This window comes from Rhizobium cauense (genome assembly GCF_019511525.1).
GTDB lineage: Bacteria > Pseudomonadota > Alphaproteobacteria > Rhizobiales > Rhizobiaceae > Rhizobium > Rhizobium cauense.
The window spans coordinates 105,929-129,937 of sequence record NZ_JAEUAT010000018.1; the positions used below are offsets into that span (position 1 = coordinate 105,929).

Genomic DNA, 24,009 nt, shown 5'->3' on the forward strand with positions numbered 1-24,009 from the left:
CGGGGCAATCAATGGGCGCCGGCTCCGCCGCCGGCCTTCGGGGCGCGGGTAAAGAGGAGCGCTATTGCGGCCAAGGAGAGGACGATGCCGATCACCGCGAAGGTATCGCTGAACCCCAGGATCAGCGCTTGCCGCTTAACCACCTGGCCAATCGCGACGACAGCCTTGTGGTAGGCGACGGCGGGGTCGGTGACGCCGTGCTGCATGAAATAGCCGGACAGCTGTGTCAATCGATCGCGAACCTCGTCGCGGGTCAGGGTTACAGACTGGCCGATGATGTTCGAATGGAACTGTTCCCGCTTGGTCAGGATGGTGCCCAGAGAGGCTGTTCCGACAGCGCCACCAAGGTTACGCAGCATGTTGGTCAGACCTGAAGCGGCGGCGGCGTCAGCGGGCGCGATGCCGGCGGTGGTTATCGCGGTGATGGGCGTCAGCACCAGTGCCTGACCAATGGCGCGAACGATATTCGGAATCCAGAACTGGTCACCGGCATTGTCGGCAGACAGCATGATGTTCATGAAACAGCTGATCGCGAAAATCGAGATACCAAGGAAGCCGATATAGCGGGCATCGAAGCGCTTCATCAGTACGGGCACCAACGGGATGAGCAGGAGTTGGGGCAGGCCGGTCCAGGCAAGCACATTACCAATCTGCTCGGCATTGTAGCGTTGCACCTGGCCGAGGTACTGCGGCAGGATGTATACGGTGCCGAAGAGAGCCACGCCGACCAGAACATTGACCAACACCCCGATGCCAAAGTTTCGCTCCGTCAGCAAGCTGAGCTTTACCAGCGGCTTCTTGACTGTCAGTTCGATCCAGATGAAGGCTGCAAGGAAGACAAAGGCGACGATGCTGAGTTTTATTATGAAGGGTGAGGAGAACCAGTCCTCCTTGTTGCCTTCCTCCAAAACCGTCTGCAGCGCCGAAAGACCGATTGCCATGGTGGCGATGCCCGCCCAGTCACCTTCCCTCAAAAGGTGAAGCTGCATCGGCTGCTTCTCGAGGGTCAGCGCCAGCGCAACCGCCATCGCGGCACTCGGCAGGGTATTGATGAAGAATATCGTCTGCCAGCCGTAGTTCTCGGTCAGATAACCGCCGATCGTCGGGCCGATCGCGGGGGCGAAGGTAACGGAAAGCGCGAAGATTGCCAGGCCGAGCGGCTGCTGGTTCTTCGGCAGCTTGGTCAACACCATGGTAAACGCCATGGGGATTAGCACGCCGCCGGCAAAGCCCTGAAGGCCACGCAACAAGATCATCGTGCCTAGATCATGCGCAAAGGCACAAGCCATCGAAAAGGCGGGGAACAGGATGGAATTGACAAGGATGTAGCGCCGGAATGAAAAGACGTTGCTGAAATAGGCGGTCAGCGGAATGACGACGATCTCACCGATGAGATAGGACGTGGAGATCCAGGCGCCGTTGTCGATACCTGTACCGATACCACCCTCGATGTCGAGAAGGGAGGCATTGGTGATCTGGATATTGAGGATCGCCATGAAGGCGCCGATCATGCCGGCGAGAACGGCGATCCATTCCTTGGTGCTCGCACGCGGCTGCGGGAGGGCGATAGGTGATGCTGCGATAGTGGTCATGGCACGATCTCCTGCCCCTTCGCTCAATGGCTGCCTGCATCGGCCTTGGTGTCGATGCTTGGCGTGACAGACATGCCGGGACGCAGGTCACCCTTTTCGGCAGCGTCGCCATCGAGGATGATCTTGACCGGAATGCGCTGGACGACCTTGGTGAAATTGCCGGTGGCGTTATCGGGCGGCAACAAGGCGAATTCCTGGCCGCTTGCCGGAGACAGGCTGTCGACGTGACCGTGATAGGTGCGACCCGGGAACATGTCGACCTCGATGTCGACCGGCTGCCCGGCGTGGACGTCGGTCAGTTGCGTTTCCTTGTAGTTCGCGACGATGTAGGCGTCTGTTGTTGGTACCACTGCCATCAATTGAGTTCCGGCCTGGACGTACTGGCCCACGCGCAGCGTCCGATTGCCGATCGTGCCGCTTACGGGCGCGGAGATCGTTGTATAGGACAGATTGAGTTCGGCCTGACGCTGGATAGCCTGATCGCGGGTAAGCGACGCCTTGGCCTGGGCCAGTTCGGCCGTCAAGAGATCAACCTGCTTGGTTGCAGCCTCCAGCGTGGCCGTGTCGCGCACGATCGTTGCCTGCGCGGCGGCGATGGCTGAAGCGGCTTGCTGAGCCGTCTGTACCGGCGCGTATCCGTTGCTGGCGAGGTTGGCGTAGCGCTTGCTGTTCTGTTCAGCGAACGTTTCGTTGGCTTTGTCGACGTCAAGTGTTGCGCGGGCGGCCGCGATAGTCGACTGCTGGATATCGAGTGACGCCTGCTTGGCATTAACGGTCGCCTCAGCGGCGGCAACGTCGGCTTTTGCCTGATCAAGCGCGGTCTTGAAATCGCGGTCATCGATGCGGGCAAGCGGCTGGCCGGCCTTCACCGTCTCGTTGTCACTGACGAGTACGTCGGCAAGATAACCCGATATCTTCGGCGCAACCGTGGTGCTGTCTGCCTTTACGTAGGCGTCGTCGGTGGAGACCTGAAAGCGGCCGACCGTCCAGTAGCCATGGCCATAGTAGGCAGCTCCAGCGATGACACCGAGAGCGGCTGCAGCTAGAAGAGTTCGCTTCATTCCAGAGCGTCTGCCGTGAGGTCGTACCGAAGGATCCGAAACGGCCGGATCTCCAGTGGGCTGTTGCTTGGCTTCCATGACCTCAATCAGTTTGTCGGGAGCGGCCGACGCGCGATCAATCTTGCGGTTGATATCGACTATGTTCTCGTCCATCTCGGTTACTCCGGTCAGGCTCGCGGCTGCGGCCGAACAATTAGGAAACGATCTGTTTTCCAAAAACTACGCCGATTTGGGACCTTGTCAACAGAATTTGGAAAATACATACTTTCCTAAATTCACTTCGGCGTGAGTTCGGCGGGCACCTTCGAAAGGCTCGCTTGAATTCTCGGCTCGAAATGCGGGAGAAGCGGTGATGGAAAAGAAAGCTCAACGCGAGAAGCGGTGCCGCGGCAGGCCCCAGATCAGGTCGGACGAAGAAACCAGGGACATGATCCTCGAAGCCGCAAACGATCAATTCGTAAAAGCGGGTTATGCGTCGGCAAGCATCAGCACGATCGCTCAGATGGCTGGCGTTTCTACAAAGACGCTGTATCGCTTGTTTCCGGCGAAGGCCGACCTTTTCTCGGATGTCATCTCGAAGAAGATCAGTGGCTACATCCTTGCGTTGGATACCGAGGGATTGGCAACTACGCCATTGCGCGAGAGCCTCGAAAAGCTTCTGATTTCCTACGGCAGGCTCACGCTTTCCGCAGAAACCATTGCCATGACCCGGCTGGTCCTCAGCGAGTCGGACCGGTTTCCTGAAATTGCCGCCGTCTTCTATGAGAGAGCCATCAAGACCACCGGCAAGGCGATTGAAAACTGGCTCCGGAAGCGGATTGCCCTCGACGAGATCGAGCTCGACGATCCCTCAGTCGCCGTCGGGATGCTTCGAGGAATGATGGCGATGGAACCGCAACGAGCCGTCATGCTCGGTCTATCGGAATGCATGTCGGACGAAGACATCGTTGCACGCGCGCGGGTCTGTACGCGGCTTTTCTTGCAAGGCTCACAGAAACACTGACAGCCGGAGAAGTCCCTACGCCTGTTACGTACGTCAATACAAAGTAACGAGACAACATCCCTGCCGCTGACTAATGCAAGGCAGCACGACCTGAAGAAAATGGGTGCGAGGCCCTCCTGTTTGAGCGACAAGGCCGCCGAACGATATCGGCGGCGCTCGGGACTTCGGATCTCATTTGCAAGCCGGAGAAAGGCGCGCTTATGCAGCGGCTCTCTTCTCGGCTGCGCAGTCGAACAATGCAGCCTTTTCTATCGAAGACACGGTCATGCTTCCTGCTCCCTGCTTTCAAGCGTTCGGATCGAGCCACAGATCGCCAAAGCTCCAGTTGAGTCCCTGCGATCCCGTGACGTAGTTCTTGACCCGCCTGTTGGTGACGATCTGGGCGCCGGCGGCGACGAGGTCGACGGAGGCGACCTCGTCGTGGATGAGATGCTGGAACTTGCTCCAGACCTCCCAGCGCTTCTTTTCGTCAGGCTCGGTCGCGGCTGCCTCCAGCAGCGCGTCCGCCTGGGCGTTTGAATAATGGCTGGCATTCGAGAACGGCAGCCCGATCTTGAAGTTCTTGCTCCAATAGGCGCGCTGGATGCCGAGCGACGGATCGAAGGTGTTGGAGAGCGACTCCACGACGAGATCGAAGGCGCGGTCGGTGTAGACGGTCTTCAGGAAGGTCGGGAGGTCGTATTTCTTGATCTCAATGCCGACGCCGATCTTTTCCAGCTGGCTTTTCAGCACATCGGCATAGCCTTGCGGCAGATACGAGTTGTAGGTCAGCCGGAGATCGAAGCGCTTGCCATCCGCCTTGCGCGGATAGCCCGCCTCATCAAGCAGCTTTTCGGCTGCGGCCGTATCATAGGGATGGGCCACGACGCTCTTATCGTACCACTGCGGCAGGGCCGTGCTCACAGGGCTGGGAGACACCTGCGCATAACCATAGAGCGCGACATCGACAATTTCCTGTAGGTTGATCGCCTGGGCGATGGCGAGCCTGACCTCGCGCTTGGCAAACAGCGGATTGTCGTAGTTGAAGAACAGCTGCTGCTGCGGGCCAGAATAGGCGTAGGTGGTCGTGTCGACGATGAGATTGGGCACCTGCTTCAGCCGGTCGAGATCGGCAAGCGGCACCGGATTGTCGCCGATGTCGGCCTCCCCTGTCTCCAGGGCCGCGGACCGGGCGGCCGGGTCGGTGACGACGCGCAGGATGATGCGGTCGAGATAGGGCTTGCCCGCGTCCCAATAGTCCGGATTGCGCTCAAAGATCAGATGGCTGCCGGCAACCCATTCCGTCAGTTTGAAAGGACCTGTCCCGATTGCGGTCTGCAGCGTCTGCCCGTCGCCCGGCGCCAGTTTCTCGAAAATGTGCTTCGGCACGATCGGCGATTCCGAACTCGACTGCGCCGCAAGCAGGAAGGGAGCCGGCTTCGACAACACAATGACCGCCGTGAGCGGATCCGGCGTCTCGACCGCCACCACGTTCTGATAGGTGATGCGGCCGCGCGGATGCGCTTCCTTCAGCCTGAAGATCGAGAAGGCGACGTCGTCAGAGGTGAAGTCCTTGCCGTCGTGCCACTTCACGCCCTTGCGAAGCTTGAACGTGTAACGAAGATTGTCGTCGGAGACCGACCATTCCGTTGCCAGCAACGGCTGCGGCCTCACATCGAGGTCGAAGGTCAGCAACCCCTCGACGATCTTCGGGCCGATCGCCTGGCCGGTCCCCGACGACGTGTTGATAGCAAAAAGAGCATTGCCCGGATCCACCCGGTAAAGCCAGTTCAAGGTGCCGCCTGTGGCGGGCGCCGCACCTTGTCCAAAGGAGATCGATGGGAGCAGCGTGCTGGCGCTTACAAGCAAAATCAGCTGGTTGAAACTGCGACGGTTGATGGACACGCGAAGAGCTCCTCTCGGGTTGGATTGTGGTCCGCTGAGGGGAAGCTTCAGTGTTGTGTCTCGAAAGCCGAAGTGAAAGTTTCTTCTCGTCTGGCAAAGAATAATTGCGTCTGGACGACTTTTCGAAGTCGGCGCGGCACAGAGGAACGACTGCTCAATTTCCGCGCTTTGACAGGATGATGTTTTCGTCGATCAGCGCCCCGACGAAACGCAGGAATCGAGCGCTCCGCCGAAAGAATTTCTTTCCGTGAAATCAAACAGATATTTCTGGACTTGAACGGCCGGCCAGCCAACCGTTGACGGGAATTACCGGGGTGAACGCCCCTTTTACCGTCATTCCCGGGAGGCAAAAATGCCGTTCGAAACAGATGCTGACGACACGCTGCTCGCAAAGGCGGCCGAGCTGCGCCGGGCGTTCCATCTCGATGCCGTCGACAGAGACAAGCAGGGCGGCAGCCCCATCGAGCAGATCAGGCTTCTGAAGGCCAGCGGCTTACCCTCCGCACAGATCGCCAGGGAATATGGTGGCCAGGGTGCCTCATGGCTGACGATCCTGCGTATTGTCCGCGAATTTGCCAAGACCGATGGTTCACTCGCTCATTTGTTCGGCTACCATCACCTGCCGCTCAACCTTATTCTGTTTCGCGGCTCGGCCGCGCAGAAGGAAAAATGGCTGACCGGCTCGGCAGCGGGCAACTGGATCTGGAGCAACTCCGGAAATGCCCTGTCGAAAACATCGAGTGGTGAAAAGACGGCGACGGGCTGGATCATCAATGGCAGCCGCCCATTCTCCTCGGGCACGCATGTCGCCGACTACATCCAGATCTCCTGGGAGAATGGCGATGGCGCCCGACTGACCGCCGCCGTTCCCGCCGACCGGGACGGCATCGTCATTGTGAACGACTGGGACGGCATCGGCCAGAGGCAGACCGGCAGCGGCACGGTGCGCTTCGTCAACCTTGAAGTCCGGGACGATGAACTGATCAGTTCGCCCGACGTGCCGCTGACGCCCTATTCCTCGCTCACATCGCTCTTTCAGCAGAGTGTGCTCCTCAACGTCTTCGTCGGCAGCGCGCAAGGCGTATTGGAGGAAGGCCGCGGCTATACGACGACGAGTTCGCGGCCATGGGTCTATTCTGGCGTCGAGCGGCACACCGACGACCCCTGGATCAAGCGCCACTACGGTGACCTCTATATCCGAACGCTGGCGGCAACTGAATTGGCCGACAAGGCGGCGCGCAGCCTCGATGCTGCCTACGCGGAAGGGTCTTCGCTGACCGCCGCCGGCCGTGGCGCAGCCGCGATCGATGTCGCGACGGCCAACATCTATGCCGGCGAGGTCGGACTTGCCGTCTCCAGCGAGGTCTTCGAGGTCATGGGCGCCCGCTCGGCGACCACGGCCAACGGTTTCGACCGCTTCTGGCGCAATGTCAGGACCCACACGCTCCACAATCCCGCCGAGTACAAGAAGCGCACCATCGGCACATGGCTGCTGACCGGCGAATTTCCCGTGCCGGCCATCTATCGCTGAAAGGAACCGCAATGGCGAGACGCAAGGACAAGATCAAGCTCGGCGCATTTCTGCTCTTCACCGGGCATCACGTTGCCGCATGGCGTCATCCGAAAGCCTCTGTCGGCACCGAATTCGAGAACTATCTGGAACTGGCCAAGCTCGCCGAGGCGGCGAAGTTCGACACCATCTTCTTCGCGGATGGCGTTGCCGCCCGCATCAAGGATGTCGAGGCGGCCAGCCGCAAGGCCCACAGCGGCATCTATCCCTTCGAACCGATCACCCTGCTCTCGGCGCTGTCGTCCGTCACCCGCAATATCGGCCTGATCGCCACCGCTTCCACCAGCTACTCCGATCCCTACAATCTCGCCCGGCAATTCGCCTCGCTCGACCGGCTGAGCGGCGGCCGGGCGGGCTGGAACCTCGTGACCTCCGCCGATCCCGACGCCGCCTTCAACTTCGGCCACGAGGCTCAGATCCTGCATTCCGACCGCTATGAACGGGCGGAGGAATTCGCTGACGTCGTGCTCGGCCTATGGGACAGCTGGGAGGACGATGCCTTTCTGCGGGATCGCGAAAGTGGTCGCTATTTCGACCCGGCCAAGCTGCATCGCCTCGATCACAGCGGAAAGCATTTCAAGGTCCGCGGCCCGCTCAACATTCCGCGCTCGCCACAAGGGCGACCGGTTGTCGTCCAGGCCGGCGCCTCCGAGCCCGGCAAGGAGCTCGCAGCTCGCACGGCGGAGGCCATCTTTGCCGCGCAGATAACGCTCGAGGAAGCAACGAGATTCTACGCGGACGTCAAGGGACGGCTTGCCAAATACGGCCGCTCGCACGACGACCTGAAGATCCTGCCCGGCGTTTTCCCGGTCGTCGGTCGCACGCAATCGGAGGCGCAGGAGAAGTTCGAATCCCTTCAGAAACTCATTCAGCCGGAGGTCGGCTTGAACCTGATCTCCCAGCTATCCGGCGTCGACCTCAGGGATTATCCGCTCGATGGACCGGTGCCCGAAAATCCGCCTGCGACAAATGCCGGCAAGAGCCGGCAGGCGCTGGTCCTGGATCTCGCCCGCCGCGAGAACCTGACGATCCGCCAGCTCTACCTTCGCATCGCCGGCGCGCGCGGTCATTGGCAGGTCGTGGGCACACCAACGGAAATTGCCGATACGCTGGAAGAGCGCTTCGAGAACTATGGTGCCGACGGCTTCAACATCATGGCGCCGATCATGCCGGGCGGGCTCTCTGATTTCATCGAGCTCGTAGTGCCGGAACTGCGCCGGCGCGGTCTCTTCCGCCATGAATATGAAGGCACGACGCTGCGCGAAAACCTGGGCCTCAAGCGCCCCGAAAACAGCCATGCCGTCAATCGCGGCGCAGTCGCGGCCGAGTAAGGGGAACATACATGAGCCGCGATACGCTTTTTCTCATCGCCCCGGGATTTTCGGACCCGAAGCACCCCGGCCAGACCTTCGTCTGCCCCCATTGCAATGCGATCGAGGGGCTACTTTCGAGCTTCCCCGAACTTGCTGCCCGCATCGAGGTGCGGAGAGTTCCCTTCCCTCGCCCGCGCACACAGGTGATCGAGGCGGTTGGCGAGGAAAACCAGTCCTTGCCGGTGCTGGTCCTCGCATCCAACCCGCCGCCCGATGCTGCGGACTGGAAAGGCAAGCGCTTCGTGTCGAAGACCAGCCGCATTCTCGAACTGCTTTCAGAGCGGCATGGCTTTCCGCGACTTCACGACTGACGGAGATAAGACGATGACCGTAAAGCCCTCAGGCTTCGAACCAGCCCTGCTGCCTCCCGGCCTTTTCGAGCCGGACCAGACCAATCCCTATCTCGCCAAGGCGGTCAAACTCAGGAACATCTTCGCTGTCGATGCCGTCGAGCGGGATCAACGCGGCGGGCGGCCGACGGAACAGGTCCGGCTTCTCAAGGAAAGCGGTCTCGTCAATCTGCTCATTCCCAAGGAATTCGGCGGCGAGGGACAGCCCTATTCGACGGCCCTGCGCATCGTGCGCGAGTTCGCCAAGGTCGACGGCTCGCTTGGCCACTTGTTCGGCTATCACTTCAGCCCGATCCAGAATGCTCTGACCAGCGGCAGCGACGGACGATCTGCCGCAATCCTGCGGCAATCGGCCGAGGGTCGGTGGTTCTGGGGCAACACCACGAACAGCTTCTCCAAGAGCCTCTTCGGCAAGAAGGTCGAAGGCGGCGTCCTGTTGAACGGCTACCGGCCATTCGCCTCCGGCTCGCATGTCGCCGACTATCTGATGGTCGCATGGGAAGACGAGGAAACAAACGCCCGTAGCTTCGCCTATATTCCCGCCAATCGCGACGGCATCACCATTGCCGACGACTGGGATGGCATCGGCCAACGGCAGACCGGCAGCGGCCGTGTCATCTACAAGGATGTGACGGTGAAGGACGAAGAGGTCCTGTCGGAACGCCCCAGGGATCCGGCTGCCCTTCTCATTCCGCAGCAACAGCAAAGCGTGCTCCTCAACGTCTTCATCGGCAGCGCGCAAGGGGCCCTGATCGCAGCACGGGATTATACGATCACGAAATCTCGGCCGTGGATCTACTCCGGTGTCGAACGCCACTCGGACGATCCATGGATCAAGCGACAGTATGGTGAACTCTGGGCCAAGGTGCAGGCCGCTACCGCGCTGGCCGACAGGGCCGCAGTCGCCATCGATGCAGCCTATGCCAAAGGCCCGGCACTCACGGCAGAAGAGCGCGGAGCGACCGCAATCGCCGTGGCTTCCGCCAATGTCCTGGCGGGCAAGGTCGCGCTCGAGGTCACCAGCGAAATATTCGAGGTCATGGGAGCCCGCTCCGCGGTGCGTCCCTATGGCTTCGATCGTTTCTGGCGCAATGTCCGCATCCATACGCTCCACAATCCGGCCGAATACAAGACCCGCAATGTCGGCTCCTGGTTCCTGACCGGCGACTATCCCGAGCCGGGGATATTCCAATGAGCCGACGGCAGCTTCATCTCAACATCAATATCCTGCACTCGGGGTTCTCGCCGGCAGCATGGCGCATGGAAGGCAGCGACCCGCGCGCCTCCTTCGACATCAACCACTACATCAAGGTCGCCAAGATCGCCGAGCGCGGTACCTTCGATGCCGTCTTCCTTGCCGATCAGGCTGCGATATCGGATCGCATCGACTTTCGCCCGCTCACCTCGCTGGAGCCGACGATCGTGCTTGCAATTGTCGCGGCCAGCACGGAACGGATCGGGCTGATCGGCACCGCCTCCACCACCTACAACGAGCCCTACAACATCGCCCGGCGCTTCGCGACGCTCGATCATGCGAGCGGCGGACGCGCGGGCTGGAACATCGTCACCAGCGCGGATCTGGCGCAAAGCAGAAATTTCGGCCTTGAAAAGCCGGTGGCCCACGCCAGCCGCTATGAGCGGGCCGGCGAATTTGCCGCAGTGGTCAAGGCGCTATGGGATAGCTGGGAGGAAGAGGCCTTCGTCGGCGACGTCGCGACCGGACGTTTCGTCGATCCCGGCCGCGTCCACCCGATCGCTCACAGCGGCAAGCATTTCGCCGTGCATGGGCCGCACAATATTCCGCGCCCGCCACAGGGGCACCCGGTTCTCGTTCAAGCGGGCGGCTCGGACGACGGGCGTGAGCTCGCCGCCGAACATGCCGAAGCCGTGTTCTCCGCCTCGCAATCCTTCGAGGAGTCGCTGGATTACGCTAGGGATTTGCGCCGTCGCGCCGCTCGTTACGGCCGCCCGGAAAACAGCATCCTCGTGCTCGCGGGGCTCGCCACCATCATCGGCAGCACCGAAGCGGAAGCAAGGCGCAGACAGGAAGAGCTACGCGACCTCATTCCGCTTGAATACAGCCTTGCCCGACTTGCGGGTGTCTTGCAGGTCGATCAGAAGAGGCTCGAACTCGACAAGCCATTGCCCGAGGACATCCCGCTGCCGGCTGACGGCGGGCACACGTTCTTCCAAGCCACGCTGGCGCTGGCGCGCCGGCAGGGATTGACCGTTCGGGGCCTGATCCGCGCGCTCAATGGCGGCACCGGGCATCGCACGATTGTCGGCACGCCTGCCGCGATCGCGGACGACATCGAGACATGGTTCACCGCTGGTGCGGCCGATGGTTTCAACCCCTATGCCGCCGCAGCCGAATAGCGACCCGGAAAAGGACACTCCCATGACACCATCCCTTGCGGCAAAAACAACCGGCACCGACCGGCTGGCGACGCTCGCCGCTGAACGCTATCGCCAGGTGCAGCATCTCGGCAGCGAATGGAACGAAACGATCGATACGCTGCTCTCCCACCGCAGCGTGCGCAGCTATCTGCTGGATCCGGTTCCACACACCGCGGTCGAACTTGCCGTTGCCGCCGCGCAGTCGGCTGCCAGTTCCTCCAACCTGCAGGCATGGAGCGTCGTCGCCGTCGAGGACCCCGAGCGCCGTAGCCGCCTGAACACCGTTGCAGGCAACCAGCGCCAGATCGCCCAAGCACCCCTTCTGCTCGTCTGGCTCGCGGACCTTGCCCGACCCCGTGCGATCGCTGCGGATGGCGGCTCGGCGGGAGCAGGTCTCGACTATACCGAAAGCTTTCTGCTTGGCGTGATCGACGCCGCACTTGCGGCACAGAACGCGGTCGTTGCCTTTGAGTCGCTGGGGCTCGGGACCTGCTACATCGGCGCGATCCGCAACGATCCGGAAGCGGTGGCCCGGGAACTCTCCCTGCCGGACGGTGTCTTCCCGGTCTTCGGCCTTACTGTGGGGTTTCCCGATCCGGCGCAACCCGCCGGCGTAAAGCCACGCCTGCCGCAGTCGACGGTCCTGCATCGTGAGCAATATGCCGATGGCGCCCGGGCGCGGGATCTTGCCGGCTACAACAAGGCATTGAGAAGCTTCCAAACGGAGCAGGCGATGCCGGCGATCGAATGGACGGATCAGGTCCGCAATCGTATCGGCACAGTCGAGGCATTGAAGGGGCGGCACCTGCTCGCGGCAGCGGCCCGCAGGCTTGGCTTCCAGCTCAAATAGATCGGCAGGGTCGCGAAAGAATAGCCTATTCCGCCGCCATCATGTCGGCGGCCGGTCGGATACGGCGCGCGATGATCTCGTCCATTGTCTGCAGGGCCCGCGCTTCGGCAAGCAACCAATCACGAAACAGATCGACGCGCATGAGCCGCGCCGTGTGCGCCGTGGTAGCGAAGAAGTAGGAGGAGCTGACCGGCTGCGGCACCCCGAAGGGGCTGACCAGCCGCCCGGAGCGGATTTCGGCCTCCGCCAGCCTGATCTTGCCGAGCCCCAGCCCCTGCCCCGCCAGCGCTGCATCAAGGACAAGGGAGGACTGGTTGAGGCGGAACCCACCCTGCGACAGCCGATAGGAGAGCCCGGCGGCACGCAACCAGCCACTCCAATCCGGGCACGACTGATCATGCTCTGCGCCGTCCTCATGCAGAAGCGGCACATCTGCTATCGCCTCCGGCTTGCCCCACAACCCATGAATATCGGCAAACTCCGGGCTGCAGACCGGCAGCACGGCTTCGGAAAAGAGATGATCGACAATGAGCCCCGGATATGGGCCGCTGCCGTAGCGGATCACGCAATCGGCGTCGCCGGCATCGAGGTTCGTCAACTGGGTCGATGCATCGACCAGAACCTGCAGCCCGGGAGCGGCCCGCCGCAGCGCATCGAGGCGCGGGATGAGCCACTTGCTGGCAAAGGACGGGGCGACGGAGATGCGGATCGGCTGCTCATGATCGCTCTGTACGAACTGAGCCATGGCGGCCAGAACAGCATCGAAGGCCCCGGTCAGTCCAGGCACCAATGCCAGCCCGGCCGGTGTCAGATGCAACTGGCCACGCACACGGTTGAAAAGCGGCTGACCGAGGTAGTCCTCCAGCAGGCGGATCTGTTGACCGACCGCTGCCGACGTCACATGCAACTCTTCGGCGGCACGAACGAAATTCAGATGTCGCGCCGTCGCGACGAAGGCCCGCAGCGACGTCAGCGGCGGCAGCCGCGCAAGCGTAGGCTGGATTGCTTTTCTGCGGGAGTCGGCAAAGGTGCTCATAGAGTGATTGCACCACAAACCGGCCCATGAAGACGAGAACCGGCTTTCCTTCCAGCCCGGCCAGCGGAACATTTTCTTGCGCTGCAGACCTCGATCAGAGATGCAAAAACTCATTTTCGGAAATTGTCTATATTTTTAGTAGATTAAAGGGAGCGACTGCCTACCGGCGCACTGGCACGAAGTTTTCCTTTCGCGGACACGGAGAAAAACATTCTTCCGGTTTTGCGTCACGCTGCCCGATGATTGCTGCGACAGTGCTTCGACAGAGGCATTTCAATCGCAATTCCGGGGGTATTCATGGACATCAGCAGACGCCAGCTCAACAAACTTCTCGCCGCGACAGGCCTGACCGCATTCCTACCACTCAATGCATTCGCCGAGACCACGGCACCGACGAAAGGCGGCACCCTGAACTTCATCGTCGAGCCGGAGCCGCCGACAATCCTCACGCTCGCCCATACGGCAGGCGGTACACAGAAAGTCAGTCCGAAGATCACCGAAGGACTTCTTACCTACGATTTCGATCTGACGCCGAAGCCGCAGCTCGCCACGGAATGGTCGATCAGCGACGATGGACTGAACTACACCTTCAAGCTCCGCCCGAACGTGAAGTGGCATGACGGCAAGCCTTTTACATCGGATGATGTTGCCTATTCCATCGAGCTTCTGAAGCAGGTCCACCCGCGCGGCCGCGGCACCTTCGCCAATGTCACGAAGGTCGAAACGCCCGATCCGCTGACCGCCGTGATCCGGCTTTCCAAACCCGCCCCCTACCTGCTCAGTGCTCTCTACGGGGCAGAGTCCCCGATCGTGCCGAAGCACGTCTATGACGGCGTCAAGATCGCCGACGTCCCCACCAATCCGAATGGCAGCGCCCCGATCGGCACGGGGCCATTCGTCTTCAAGGAGTGGGTAAGAGGGTCGCATATCATCCTCGAGCGCAATCCTGATTACTGGGACGCCGGCAAACCCTATCTCGACCAGGTCATCGTGCGCTTCGTACCCGATGGCGCGGCCCGCGCAGCCGGTTTCGAAACCGGTGAATTCGATATTGGCGGCGACAACCCCATCCCTCTGAGCGATCTTGAACGCGTCAAAGCATTGCCGAACATTGCGGTCGATTCACGCGGCTACGAGACCAAGGGCGACCAGACCCAGCTGATCTTCAATCTCGACAACGAGTATCTGAAGAATGTCAGCGTTCGCCGCGCAATTGCCCATGCGATCGACCTCGACGTCATCCTGAACACGGTGTGGTACGGCTACGGCCATGTTTCGCCGACCCCGATCAGCACCTTCCTGCCGCGCTATCTCGACACCTCGATCAAGCCCTACGCCTTCGATCTGAAAGCCGCTGAACAGCTGCTCGACGAGGCCGGCTACAAGCGCGGCGCGGACGGCGTCCGCTTCAATCTGAGCCTGACCCACAATTCCTACAATGAAGGTTTCAAGCGGGTCGCCGAATATCTGAAGCAAAACCTGACGCGTATCGGCATCAACGCCACGATCGATTCCTACGACTTCTCCACCTACATCAAGAAGGTCTACACCGACCGCGCCTTCGACGTGACGGCCGAATATCTCGGCAACCAGTTCGATCCGACGCTTGGCGTGCAGCGCATCTACTGGTCGAAGAACTTCAAGCTCGGCCTGCCCTTCTCGAATGCCAGCCACTACAACAACCCGGAGGTGGACAAGCTGCTCGAAGCCGCATCCGTCGAGATCGACGATGCGAAACGCAAGGATCAATTCTTCGCCTTCCAGAAGATCGTTGCCGACGAAGTGCCAGTGGTGAACTTGATTTCACTGGAGAACGTCACCGTATTCAACAAGCGGGTCAAAAACCACACGATCGGCGCCGAGGGCGTGCAGTCCAACTTCGCTGATGTCTACATCAAGGACGGCGAAGGCTAAGGTGCGGCGGCAGGACTAGCACGAGAAAGGGGCGCATCAACGATGCGCCCCTTTCTGCTTTCGAGGATGAGATCAGGCGACGCGGACGGGCGTGAATTTCGCGAGGATACGATCGGCAAGCGCAATCGCCTGGGCTCGCTGCTCGGTGATGGAGCTCGACTCCCATGCAACGCCCCGCAGCGGATGCCCGATGGCGCTGAGATTACGGTGAACGAGCCCCTCCTCGTTGATGAGATCGCCGGCCGGCGTCGCATCGATGCCGTAGCCGGTGCTGTGAGGGCGAACCTCGCCGGTCGCCAGCAGACTCTTCACGAACGGGTCGGACACTCGGCGCCAATCATGCAACTGATGGCCACGACAATCGATCACGCCGTCGAACGGCCGTGTTTCGATGGCGGTTGCTGTCTTCAGGCTGGCGATGATCTCGCTACCCTCGACGGCAAATCCGAGGATACGGGCGCGGCCATGCTCCAACCGGCCTTCCGAAATCACCCGCTCGATAGTCGCGTGGCTTTCCGGCGCCGAGCGATGCGCGGTAACATCCCAAAAGGCCCTGAGATGTCGGGTGAACCGCAGCCGCTCGCGATCGCTGGCCCCTTGCCACAGCGAGAGAATATGGGGGCGGATCGCCAAGGGCAGCCCTTGCCAGTCTGCCCCCTCAGCCGAAATCGACCGTCGTTCCGCCTTGACGCGTGACAGCAGTTCGCGCGCTGTCGCGGGCAACGGGCCATCGGCCAGAAAGTCGCGCGCCGCGTCGACCGTCCTGCGACCCTCCACGAACTGGCCACGGCGCGATATCACGCGGTAGCGGCCGCGATAGCCCCGTGCCTCCATGCTGACAACGGCATCGACCATCGACAGGCTGGAACCAATCAGGAGAATCTCCTCGCAGCCTGTCAGACGGTCCAGCGCCAGTGTGTCCCATGGATTGGCGGCAAAACGCGGGTGACCGGCGACTTGAACCTCGGCGGCCGACAGGCGCGGTTGGAAGACGCCAAGGGCCAGCACGGCCTCATCCGCCTCCACAGCGGTGCCATCGGCCGTCGTAATGCGGATCCGGCTCGGAGTAGCCACCAGCGCGGATGCCGACGACCGGATATGCCGCAACGTCGAACCGAGCCGCGCGTTCGCCACCGCACGCGCGAGCTCGTCACGGAGATAGGTTCCATAGAGGTAACGCGGCGGGCTGCTTGTGCCCACCTCGGCGGGAGGCGTCCAGCCGTAGGTCGGACCATTCTCGATGAGCCAGCGCGCGAGATGGCCGGGATCCTCGGGATAAAGGGAGAAGATTTCAGCCGGACCGTTCACCAGATGGGCCGGATCGGATGTGCTGTAGGCAACACCCCGACCAAGCTCCTCGCGTCGCTCGATGACGGTGATCGCCAGCGGAACTTCCGTCTGGTCGAGCAACTTGAGCGCCGTCAGCGCCCCGGCGAAGCCCCCGCCGACAATGGCAACGGAGTGATGCGGAATACGATCGATGCGCAATAGACCTCCTCTCCCACCGGCGTCGGCGGGGCGTGATATGTCGGGATATGAGAACGGGCGGACGCCTTTATGCGATCAGCTTTTCGCGCTCGCGATGGCGCCCATTCAGCAGTTCAAGGGCGTTTCGGCTGGCAATCAGCTCGGCTTCATGCGCGCTCAGCCCTGCCGCCGCAAAGGCCGCGGCCAGCCCATCCTGCGTCGGACCATGTTCGAGGATCGGCCAGTCGCTGCCGGTCAGAACATGGTCGGCACCGACGAGACTGGTCACGAAGCGGATGAAGCGCGCTTCCGACGGCATGATGTCGATATAGAGGTGGCGCCGCTTCCCGGCTGGCGCATCTGTAAAAATGGACGGTAGTTCGCCGAAGGGACCGGTCAGAGCAAGTGCCGAAACGCCGAGCGCGGTAATGACGACCCGAAGTTCCGGCAATTCTTCAAAGACACCCGATGTCACCAGCGAGATCGCAGCGGCGGCGTTGATCGTGCCGCGGCTCAAGCGCGTCCCGAGCCTGCCGAGGCCTGATAGCTGCGTCGAAAGCGGCTCGGGGTTGATGGGATGCAGGAAGACGGGAACGCCGAACTCCGCAGCAACACTCAGGATGGGCCGGGCTTCTGGCGCATCGATCAACCTGTCACCTCTCGCGCTGTCGAGAAACAGACCGGACAGATTGAGTTCGACGATGGCGCGCCGTGCCTCGACCGCAGCCGCTTCTCCACCGAAGGCGTCCACTGTTGCCAGCGCGAAAAGGCGATCAGGATGGCGCGCAACCGTCGCTGCGAGGTCATCGTTCAGCTTGCGGCTGACGGCGCCGAGATCGGCGTCGGGCGCGGCGACCATCGACGGCGCGACCCCGATCACGCGGCGCGAGATACCGGCCGCATCACTGTCAGCGATCAGCGCATCGATATCGGAGATCTTCGTGCCGATCCGCGCCCACAGCGGATCGAGCGGGCGGCCGGGCGCGCGGTAGACCTCCCAGCCTTCGGGCAGGAAATGCGTATGGAAATCGACGATATCGAGCTTGCTCATGGTGGCTCCGTGGCGATCACTGCGCGGCAGGGACTAGAAGACCTTGCCTTCTTCCAGATGCGTCGTGGTGCCGTTGATGTAGAAATCAACGACCACCCTCGCCTTGTGCAGCAGCGGATTGTGATTGAGCACGGTGCGGATGTTGCGCCAGTGCCGATCGAGATTGAGATGGCGCGACGTCGCGGAGCCGCCGCCGAGTTCGAAGACGTTGGTGGCAGCCGTGAGCGCGATCTGCGAGGCGACGATCTGTGTACGCGTAGTCGTCAGTGCGCTATCGATCAGCGCGGTCTCCAGCGCTTGCGGATCGCCCACGCCGAATGCCGCGGCGGTCTTGTCGAGCGCACGCGCGCTTTCGCGTATCAGCGTGTCGACGGCAAAGGAGCCGGCAGCGACCTCGCCAAGAATCTTCTGCACGAAGGGATCCGCGCTGGCCGTCTCGGCCGCGCTATGGGCTGCCGACCGTGCCTGTCGGCGCACATATTCTGTCCCTTCCGCGAGCGCGCCGCGCACCGCACCCGCCATTGACGCCGCAAGGTGAAGCTGCCGCAAGGTCGAGGTGTGGCGGCCTACCAGCGTGTTCAGGCCGCGCGTGGAGATTTCGTGCGGCAACACCTCGACATCTTCGAGCAGAACGCCGCCGCTCGCGGTCAGCCGCTGGCCCATGCCATCCCAGTCGTCGAGAATGGAGATGCCCGGACGGTCGACCGGAAGCAAAACGCTCACGAACTCACCGTCATCGTTCTTCGCACTGAAGGATGCGAAGTCCGCAAATGCCGTGCCGGTCGCATACCATTTGCGGCCGTTGAGGCGATAGCTATCCCCCGATCTCGTCAAACGTGTCGTCACCTCGCCCGGCCGCTTGGTTCCCTGTTCCGTATGCGCCCCGCCGAAAAGCTTGCCCGAGAGAACGCGGCTGAGCTGCGTGCGGTCGATGGCCGTGTTGGGGCTGAGGATCAGGCTTTCGGTAAAATTGAAATGGCTGCGCAACGCGTGAGCAACATTCGAATCTGCCGCTCCGATCGCCATGATCGTTTCGATGTAATCGGCCACGGATCCCCCCGGACCGCCGAGCGCCACGGGAATGCGCAGCGTCCCCAGCCCGGCCTCCTTGAACAGTCGGAAGGCTTCGAAAGGAAGCTCCCTTTCCAGATCGCGTCTTGCCGCCTCTTTCCCGATTTCGACCGTCAGCTCAGGAATTTTTGCCAATAGCGTCGAGAGATCGTTCACCGCCTCCTGAGGTGTCGGAGTGGCGGACAGTGCTGAAGGAGCGGTATTCGGCATGCGGGAACCTTCTCGGCCGGAAAAAGAAGAGAAGGGACCCGCCATATCGGCGGATCCCTGAAGCCATGATCAGGCGACGGCGCGTGTCAGCGGCACGACATTGTCGGCACCGCCTGCAGCGCTACGCGGCACGCGGCCTTCGACCGGATGGCTCGGATCGTTGAAACCTGGCGTCGAGGGATGACCCGTCGTGACCAGCCGGTCGACCAGCGCCTCGTCCTCGGCGTCGAGCTTGACGTCGAGCGCGCGGATATAGTTGTCCCAATGCTCTTCTGTGCGCGGACCGGTGATCGCCGCCGAGATCAGCTTGTTGTTCAGCACCCAGGCAAGCGCGAACTCGGTCGGAGAGACACCCTTGCGGGTCGCGTGGGCAGCGATCTCGCTGGCAATCGCGATCGATTCGGGACGCCACTCGGTCTCGAGGATGCGCTTGTCGCCGCGACCCGCACGGGTATCGGCGGCCGGCTCCTTGCCCGGCTCGTACTTGCCCGTCAGGACACCACGAGCGAGCGGCGAATAGGAAACGACGCCGAGACCATAGTGGTGGGCAGCCGGCAACTGCTCCGCTTCGGCGGTGCGGTTGACAATGTTATAGAGCGGCTGGCTCGCCACCGGACGATCGATGCCGAGTTCATCGGCCAACTGCGCGACTTCGGCGATGCGCCAGCCGCGGAAATTGGAGACGCCGAAGTAACGGAGCTTGCCGGCGCGGATCAGGTCGGCGATCGCACGCACCGGCTCCTCCAGCGGCGCGTCGAAGACGGCGCGGTGGAAATAGAGGATGTCGATATAGTCGGTGTTGAGACGGCGCAGCGAATTCTCGACGGTCTCGATCACCCACTTGCGGGAATGACCGCCGAGGTTCGGGCCCTTCTTGTGCGAGTTGACGAACTTCGTCGCCAGAACCCAGTGATCGCGATGCGCCTTGATGCCCTTGCCGACAACCTCTTCCGACTTGCCGTCGTGATAGACATCGGCGGTGTCGATGAAGTTGATCCCCTGCTCGCGCGCCTTGTCGATGATGCGGAACGCGACGTCATCGGGCGTCGGGCCGCCAAACATCATGGTTCCCAGGCTGAGCGGTGACACCTTGAGCGCGCTGCGCCCGAGATAGCGATAATCGACCATTGTATTCTCCTTCTTACTGAGCGTGGTGGCAGGCGGCGGCATGGCCGCTGCCGAACTGGCGGAACGCCGGATCCTCGGACCGGCAGATATCGGTGGCGAGCGGACAGCGCGTATGGAAGCGGCAGCCTGCCGGCGGATTGTGCGGGCTCGGCAGATCGCCCGTGATCGGCGCGGCCTGCTTGCGCCGCGACGGATCGGGCACCGCGGCAAGCAGCGCCTGCGTATAGGGATGCTTGGCGCCCCTCCACAGTTCGCTCGTCGGAGCGCTCTCGACGATGCGGCCCAGATACATGACGAGCACGCGATCGGCGAAATAGCGAACGACGGAGAGATCGTGAGAGATGAAGAGATAGGAAAGCGAGAGCTCCGTCTTCATCTCGACCAGCAGATTGAGGATCTGTGCCTGGATCGAGAGGTCAAGCGCCGAAACAGGTTCGTCGCAGATGACGAGTTCCGGCTGCAGGATGAGCGCACGGGCGATGCCGATACGCTGGCGCTGGCCGCCGGAGAACTCATGCGGATAGCGATCGAGCGAATCCGCCGGCAGGCCGACATGAGCAACCATCTGCGCAGCGATCGCCTCGCGCTGCTTGCGCTCGCCGATGCCATGAACCGCAAGCGGTGCGGTCAGGATCGTGCGGATCGTCTGTCTCGGGTTGAGGGAGGCGAACGGATCCTGGAAGATCATCTGGATGTTGCGCCGGACCGATTGCAGTTCGCGCCCCGCCATGGTGGTGACGTCCCTGCCCTTGAAGGTGACACTCCCTGACGACGGATCGACGAGACGAACCAGTGACTTGCCGAGTGTGGACTTGCCGCAGCCGGACTCACCGACCAGCGCCACCGTCTCGCCTTCGGCGATATCAAGTGACACGCCATCGACGGCGCGCACGGTGCCGGCGGCTCCGGGATAATGGGTCGAAAGCCGATCAACCGACAGAAGCGACATGGGCGTTCTCCGCAATGGCTGGAACATAGGGGCACGCCACCTGCCTGCCGGCCGGCAGTGCGATGAGTTGCGGTACGACGGAGGCGCAGGAGGGCCGCGCGACCGGACAGCGCGGACGGAACGAACAGCCCTTCTCGCCGGCCGCCGAAACAATCGAGCCCGGAATTTCCGAAAGCGGCCCGTCGCGGTAGTGATAATCGGCCTTCAGACGAGGCGATGCCGACAGGAGGCCGTTGGTGTAGGGGTGATACGGCTTCTCGAACACTTCGCCCGGAAGCCCCTCCTCGATCTTGCGCCCGGCATACATGACGACGACGCGGTCCGCCCATTGCGCGACGATGCCGAGATCGTGGGTGATCAGGATGACCGCCATGTTCAGCTGCACCCGAAGATTATCGAGCAATTGCAGCACCTGCGCCTGGATGGTCACGTCGAGCGCCGTCGTCGCTTCGTCGGCGATAAGCAGCTTCGGATTGCAGGCAACCGCGATCGCGATCATCACGCGCTGACGCATGCCGCCGGAGAGCTGGTGCGGATATTCGTCGATACGGCGGCGCGCCTCGGGAATGCTGACGAGATCAAGCAACTCGATGGCGCGCTCCCGCGCCTGGCGGCGGCTCAGGTCCTCATGGATGCGCAGCACCTCGATGATCTGGTCGCCGATCGTCAGCACCGGATTGAGCGAGGTCATCGGCTCCTGGAAAATCATGGCGATGTCACGGCCGCGGATTCGGCGCAGGTCCCGTTCCGGGAGGCCCACAAGGTCGCGCCCGTCGAAACGGATCTGACCGCCGGCCTTTGCATGTCGCGGCAGCAGGCCCATCAGGCCGAGCGCCGTCAGCGACTTGCCGGAGCCGGATTCCCCGACGATCGCGAGCATCTCGCCGGGATTGGCAGAGAAACTCACATCCTTTACCGGTTCGGCGGACGCGAAGCGTACCGAGAGGTTGGAAACCTCGAGAAGTTTGGCCATCAGCGATCCTCCGAAAAACGCGGGTTCAGCGCGTCGTTCAGGCCATCGCCGATCAGGTTCAGCGAGAGCACCGTGAAGACGATCGCCAGCCCCGGCAGTGCCGTCAGGTACCAGGCGGTGCGGATCACATCGCGGCCGGCGCCGATCATCGAACCCCAGGAAACGCGATTGGGATCACCGAGGCCCATGAAGGAGAGCGCCGATTCCATCAGGATTGCGCTTGCCACCATCACAGAGGAGGTGACGATCAGCGGCGGCAGCGCATTGGGAAGGATCTCGCGGAAGATGATGCGGGCATGACCAAAGCCGAGGCTGCGGGCAGCCTGCACATAGTCCTTCTCGCGAATGGCCCGGAATTCCGCACGCGTCAGCCGCGCCACCGTCGGCCAACTGACGATCGCGATGGCGATGGTCACGGTCCCTGTCGTCGGCTGGGCGATTGCCACGAGAACGACGAGCAGCACGAAGCTCGGAATGGTCTGGAAGATCTCGATGAACTTGACGAGGATATCGTCGATCAGCCCCCCGAAGTAGCCGGCAACGGCTCCGATGGCGATCCCCACTGTCAAGCCGAGCGCGGTGGCCGCAAGGCCGACAGTCAGCGATATCCGGGCGCCGTGAACGATACCAGCAAGCACATTGCGGCCCATGGAGTCCGTACCGAGCGGATAGGCAGGGTTCTGCCCGGGCCACAGGAATGGCCGCGCGACCATTTCGAGCGGGTCGCCAGGAAAGAGAAGCGGCGCCAGCAAGGCCGACAGGGCAACGAGCAGCAGAATGCCGGTACCAAAGAGTGCATTGTAGTTGCCGAGGAAGACTTTCAACTCCCGGCGCATGCCGCGCCAGGCCGTACCCGAAACCGATGCGCGGACGTCGGGGGCGTGGATATGCGTCCAGCGCGGCTGCTTGGGCGCTTCCGGTGCCGGCTGATCGCGCTCGATCTTTGCCTGCGGCGCAAAGTCGATCGCCTGGCCGGCCAGTGTTCCAAGTTTTTGAGTGTTCATCGACTTGCTCCAATTCGGGGATCGATCCACGCCTGCAGCAGGTCGACGGCGGCATTGGCGACGATCACAAGGAAGGAAGACAGGAGGAGAATGCCGAGCAGCACGCTGAAATCGCGCGCCATGACGGCTTCGAAGGCAAGGCGCCCGAGGCCGGGCCAGCTATAGACGGTCTCGACCACGACCGCGCCGCCCAGCATCCCGCCAAAGTGCATGCCGGCCATGGTGGTGATCGGGATCAGGGCGTTGCGAAGCACGTGACGCGTCGTCAGCAAGAACGGCGAGACACCCTTGGCGCGCGCGGTGCGCACGAAATCCTGCGACTTGACTTCCAGCATCGAGGCGCGCGTCAGGCGGGCATAGATCGCCAGGTAAAAAAGTGCGAGCGAGGTCGCCGGCAGTACCATGTAGCGCGCCCTGTCGAGCAGCGCCGGGAGCCCTGTCAGCCGCGAGCCGATCGTGCTGTCTCCGCCGCTCGGCAGCCATCCAAGCTTGACCGAGAAGAGCAGGATCAGCATCAGGCCGATCCAGAAGCCGGGGATCGAATAGAACAGCAACGAGACGATGGAGATGATGCGATCAGGAAGGCGCCCGGAAAAGGCGGCCATCAGCGAACCGAGCAGCAGTCCGACCGCAATTGCGATCGCCAGCGCGGCCAGCATGAGCACCAGTGTGCCCGGCAGCCGCTGGCCGATCAGATCGGCGACCGACATGCCGTAGCGGGGTGAGAAGCCGAGGCTGAAATGCGCGAGGTTGTTCAGATAGTTGGCAAGCTGAACGAGGATCGGGTTATCCAGCCCGAAGCGCTCGCGCAGCGCCGCCATCGTCTCCACCGTCGCCGAGCCAGATTCCGCAGCCATCACATCGGCCGCATCGCCGGGTGCCAGCTTCAGCAGGAAGAAATTGAGGATGACAATCCCGAGCATTGTGGGCACGGCCTGAATGATCGTCCTGCTGATCGTTCGACCGATCCGCCTGTAAGCCGACATGTGCCCCACCTCGCGATCTGAAAAGAATTCACCTAGTCTCGTCGCTTAGTAGTTGACTAATTCTGTGGGTTTTGTCAAATCCATATTGGTAAATAATTCCAAAGAAACCGCAATTAAACGTACTTTTAAAAACACAATAC

At 62.0% G+C, this 24,009-nt stretch carries 20 protein-coding genes; 8 read left to right on the plus strand and 12 right to left on the minus strand.

What is annotated here, in order from left to right; translation table 11 throughout:
• Positions 1–8: 8 nt before the first annotated feature.
• Positions 9–1,592 (minus strand): DHA2 family efflux MFS transporter permease subunit, encoded by a 1,584-nt coding sequence (locus tag JNB88_RS26335; RefSeq protein WP_220358024.1) that lies wholly within the window; start codon positions 1,590–1,592, stop codon positions 9–11.
• A gap of 23 nt (positions 1,593–1,615) precedes the next feature.
• Positions 1,616–2,806 carry an HlyD family secretion protein gene (locus tag JNB88_RS26340; protein ID WP_220358025.1) on the minus strand — a complete coding sequence of 397 codons (1,191 nt, stop codon included), beginning with the start codon at positions 2,804–2,806 and terminating at the stop codon, positions 1,616–1,618.
• Positions 2,807–3,005: 199 nt separating this feature from the next.
• On the opposite strand from JNB88_RS26340, the gene JNB88_RS26345 reads away from it, so the two are divergent.
• Positions 3,006–3,656, plus strand: coding sequence for a TetR/AcrR family transcriptional regulator (locus JNB88_RS26345; protein ID WP_220358026.1), 651 nt, complete (start codon positions 3,006–3,008; stop codon positions 3,654–3,656).
• A gap of 285 nt (positions 3,657–3,941) precedes the next feature.
• Here the strand turns inward: JNB88_RS26345 and JNB88_RS26350 are convergent, their stop codons facing one another.
• Positions 3,942–5,540: an ABC transporter substrate-binding protein gene (locus JNB88_RS26350; RefSeq protein WP_220358027.1), complete on the minus strand. Its 1,599-nt coding sequence runs from the start codon at positions 5,538–5,540 to the stop codon at positions 3,942–3,944.
• A gap of 352 nt (positions 5,541–5,892) precedes the next feature.
• Here JNB88_RS26350 and JNB88_RS26355 point away from each other — a divergent pair, with 352 nt between their 5' ends.
• Genes JNB88_RS26355 through JNB88_RS26380 form a run of 6 tightly spaced genes read left to right on the plus strand, consistent with a single transcriptional unit; the run spans position 5,893 to position 12,080 of the window.
• On the plus strand, positions 5,893–7,071 hold the full coding sequence (locus JNB88_RS26355) for an acyl-CoA dehydrogenase family protein (protein ID WP_220358028.1): 1,179 nt from the start codon (positions 5,893–5,895) through the stop codon (positions 7,069–7,071).
• A gap of 11 nt (positions 7,072–7,082) precedes the next feature.
• The gene (locus tag JNB88_RS26360) at positions 7,083–8,441 is read left to right on the plus strand and encodes an LLM class flavin-dependent oxidoreductase (protein WP_220358029.1); all 1,359 of its coding nucleotides are present in this window, start codon (positions 7,083–7,085) and stop codon (positions 8,439–8,441) included.
• Between the two features lie 11 nt (positions 8,442–8,452).
• On the plus strand, positions 8,453–8,794 hold the full coding sequence (locus JNB88_RS26365) for a DUF3088 domain-containing protein (protein WP_220358030.1): 342 nt from the start codon (positions 8,453–8,455) through the stop codon (positions 8,792–8,794).
• A 13-nt stretch (positions 8,795–8,807) separates the two neighbouring features.
• Positions 8,808–10,028, plus strand: a complete 1,221-nt coding sequence (locus JNB88_RS26370) for an acyl-CoA dehydrogenase family protein (RefSeq protein ID WP_220358031.1) — start codon at positions 8,808–8,810, stop codon at positions 10,026–10,028.
• Entirely contained in the window at positions 10,025–11,209 is a 1,185-nt protein-coding gene (locus tag JNB88_RS26375) for an NtaA/DmoA family FMN-dependent monooxygenase (protein WP_223217342.1), read from the plus strand. Before JNB88_RS26370 ends, JNB88_RS26375 begins: the two co-directional genes overlap by 4 nt.
• 22 nt (positions 11,210–11,231) lie before the next feature.
• A complete protein-coding gene (locus tag JNB88_RS26380) occupies positions 11,232–12,080 on the plus strand; it encodes an NADPH-dependent oxidoreductase (RefSeq protein ID WP_220358032.1) in 849 nt (282 codons plus the stop codon).
• Between the two features lie 25 nt (positions 12,081–12,105).
• On the opposite strand, the gene JNB88_RS26385 is transcribed toward JNB88_RS26380, so the two are convergent.
• A complete protein-coding gene (locus JNB88_RS26385) occupies positions 12,106–13,116 on the minus strand; it encodes a LysR substrate-binding domain-containing protein (RefSeq protein ID WP_220358033.1) in 1,011 nt (336 codons plus the stop codon).
• A gap of 297 nt (positions 13,117–13,413) precedes the next feature.
• On the opposite strand from JNB88_RS26385, the gene JNB88_RS26390 reads away from it, so the two are divergent.
• A complete protein-coding gene (locus tag JNB88_RS26390) occupies positions 13,414–15,030 on the plus strand; it encodes an ABC transporter substrate-binding protein (RefSeq protein WP_220358034.1) in 1,617 nt (538 codons plus the stop codon).
• Positions 15,031–15,102: 72 nt separating this feature from the next.
• On the opposite strand, the gene JNB88_RS26395 is transcribed toward JNB88_RS26390, so the two are convergent.
• From JNB88_RS26395 to JNB88_RS26430, 8 genes are all read right to left on the minus strand, one after another.
• A complete protein-coding gene (locus tag JNB88_RS26395; protein WP_220358035.1) occupies positions 15,103–16,518 on the minus strand; it encodes an FAD/NAD(P)-binding protein in 1,416 nt (471 codons plus the stop codon).
• Positions 16,519–16,585: 67 nt separating this feature from the next.
• Positions 16,586–17,548 carry an amidohydrolase family protein gene (locus tag JNB88_RS26400; protein WP_220358036.1) on the minus strand — a complete coding sequence of 321 codons (963 nt, stop codon included), beginning with the start codon at positions 17,546–17,548 and terminating at the stop codon, positions 16,586–16,588.
• Between the two features lie 33 nt (positions 17,549–17,581).
• The gene (locus JNB88_RS26405) at positions 17,582–18,829 is read right to left on the minus strand and encodes an acyl-CoA dehydrogenase family protein (RefSeq protein WP_220358037.1); all 1,248 of its coding nucleotides are present in this window, start codon (positions 18,827–18,829) and stop codon (positions 17,582–17,584) included.
• Between the two features lie 69 nt (positions 18,830–18,898).
• Entirely contained in the window at positions 18,899–19,957 is a 1,059-nt protein-coding gene (locus JNB88_RS26410) for an aldo/keto reductase (RefSeq protein WP_220358038.1), read from the minus strand.
• Positions 19,958–19,970: 13 nt separating this feature from the next.
• Positions 19,971–20,906 carry an ABC transporter ATP-binding protein gene (locus JNB88_RS26415; RefSeq protein ID WP_220358039.1) on the minus strand — a complete coding sequence of 312 codons (936 nt, stop codon included), beginning with the start codon at positions 20,904–20,906 and terminating at the stop codon, positions 19,971–19,973.
• Entirely contained in the window at positions 20,887–21,879 is a 993-nt protein-coding gene (locus JNB88_RS26420) for an ABC transporter ATP-binding protein (protein ID WP_220358040.1), read from the minus strand. The genes JNB88_RS26415 and JNB88_RS26420 overlap by 20 nt, the downstream gene beginning before the upstream one ends.
• Complete coding sequence (locus JNB88_RS26425) at positions 21,879–22,883, minus strand: ABC transporter permease (RefSeq protein WP_220358041.1); 1,005 nt, start codon at positions 22,881–22,883, stop codon at positions 21,879–21,881. Before JNB88_RS26425 ends, JNB88_RS26420 begins: the two co-directional genes overlap by 1 nt.
• A complete protein-coding gene (locus tag JNB88_RS26430) occupies positions 22,880–23,869 on the minus strand; it encodes an ABC transporter permease (protein ID WP_220358042.1) in 990 nt (329 codons plus the stop codon). The genes JNB88_RS26425 and JNB88_RS26430 overlap by 4 nt, the downstream gene beginning before the upstream one ends.
• Between the last annotated feature and the right edge of the window lie 140 nt (positions 23,870–24,009).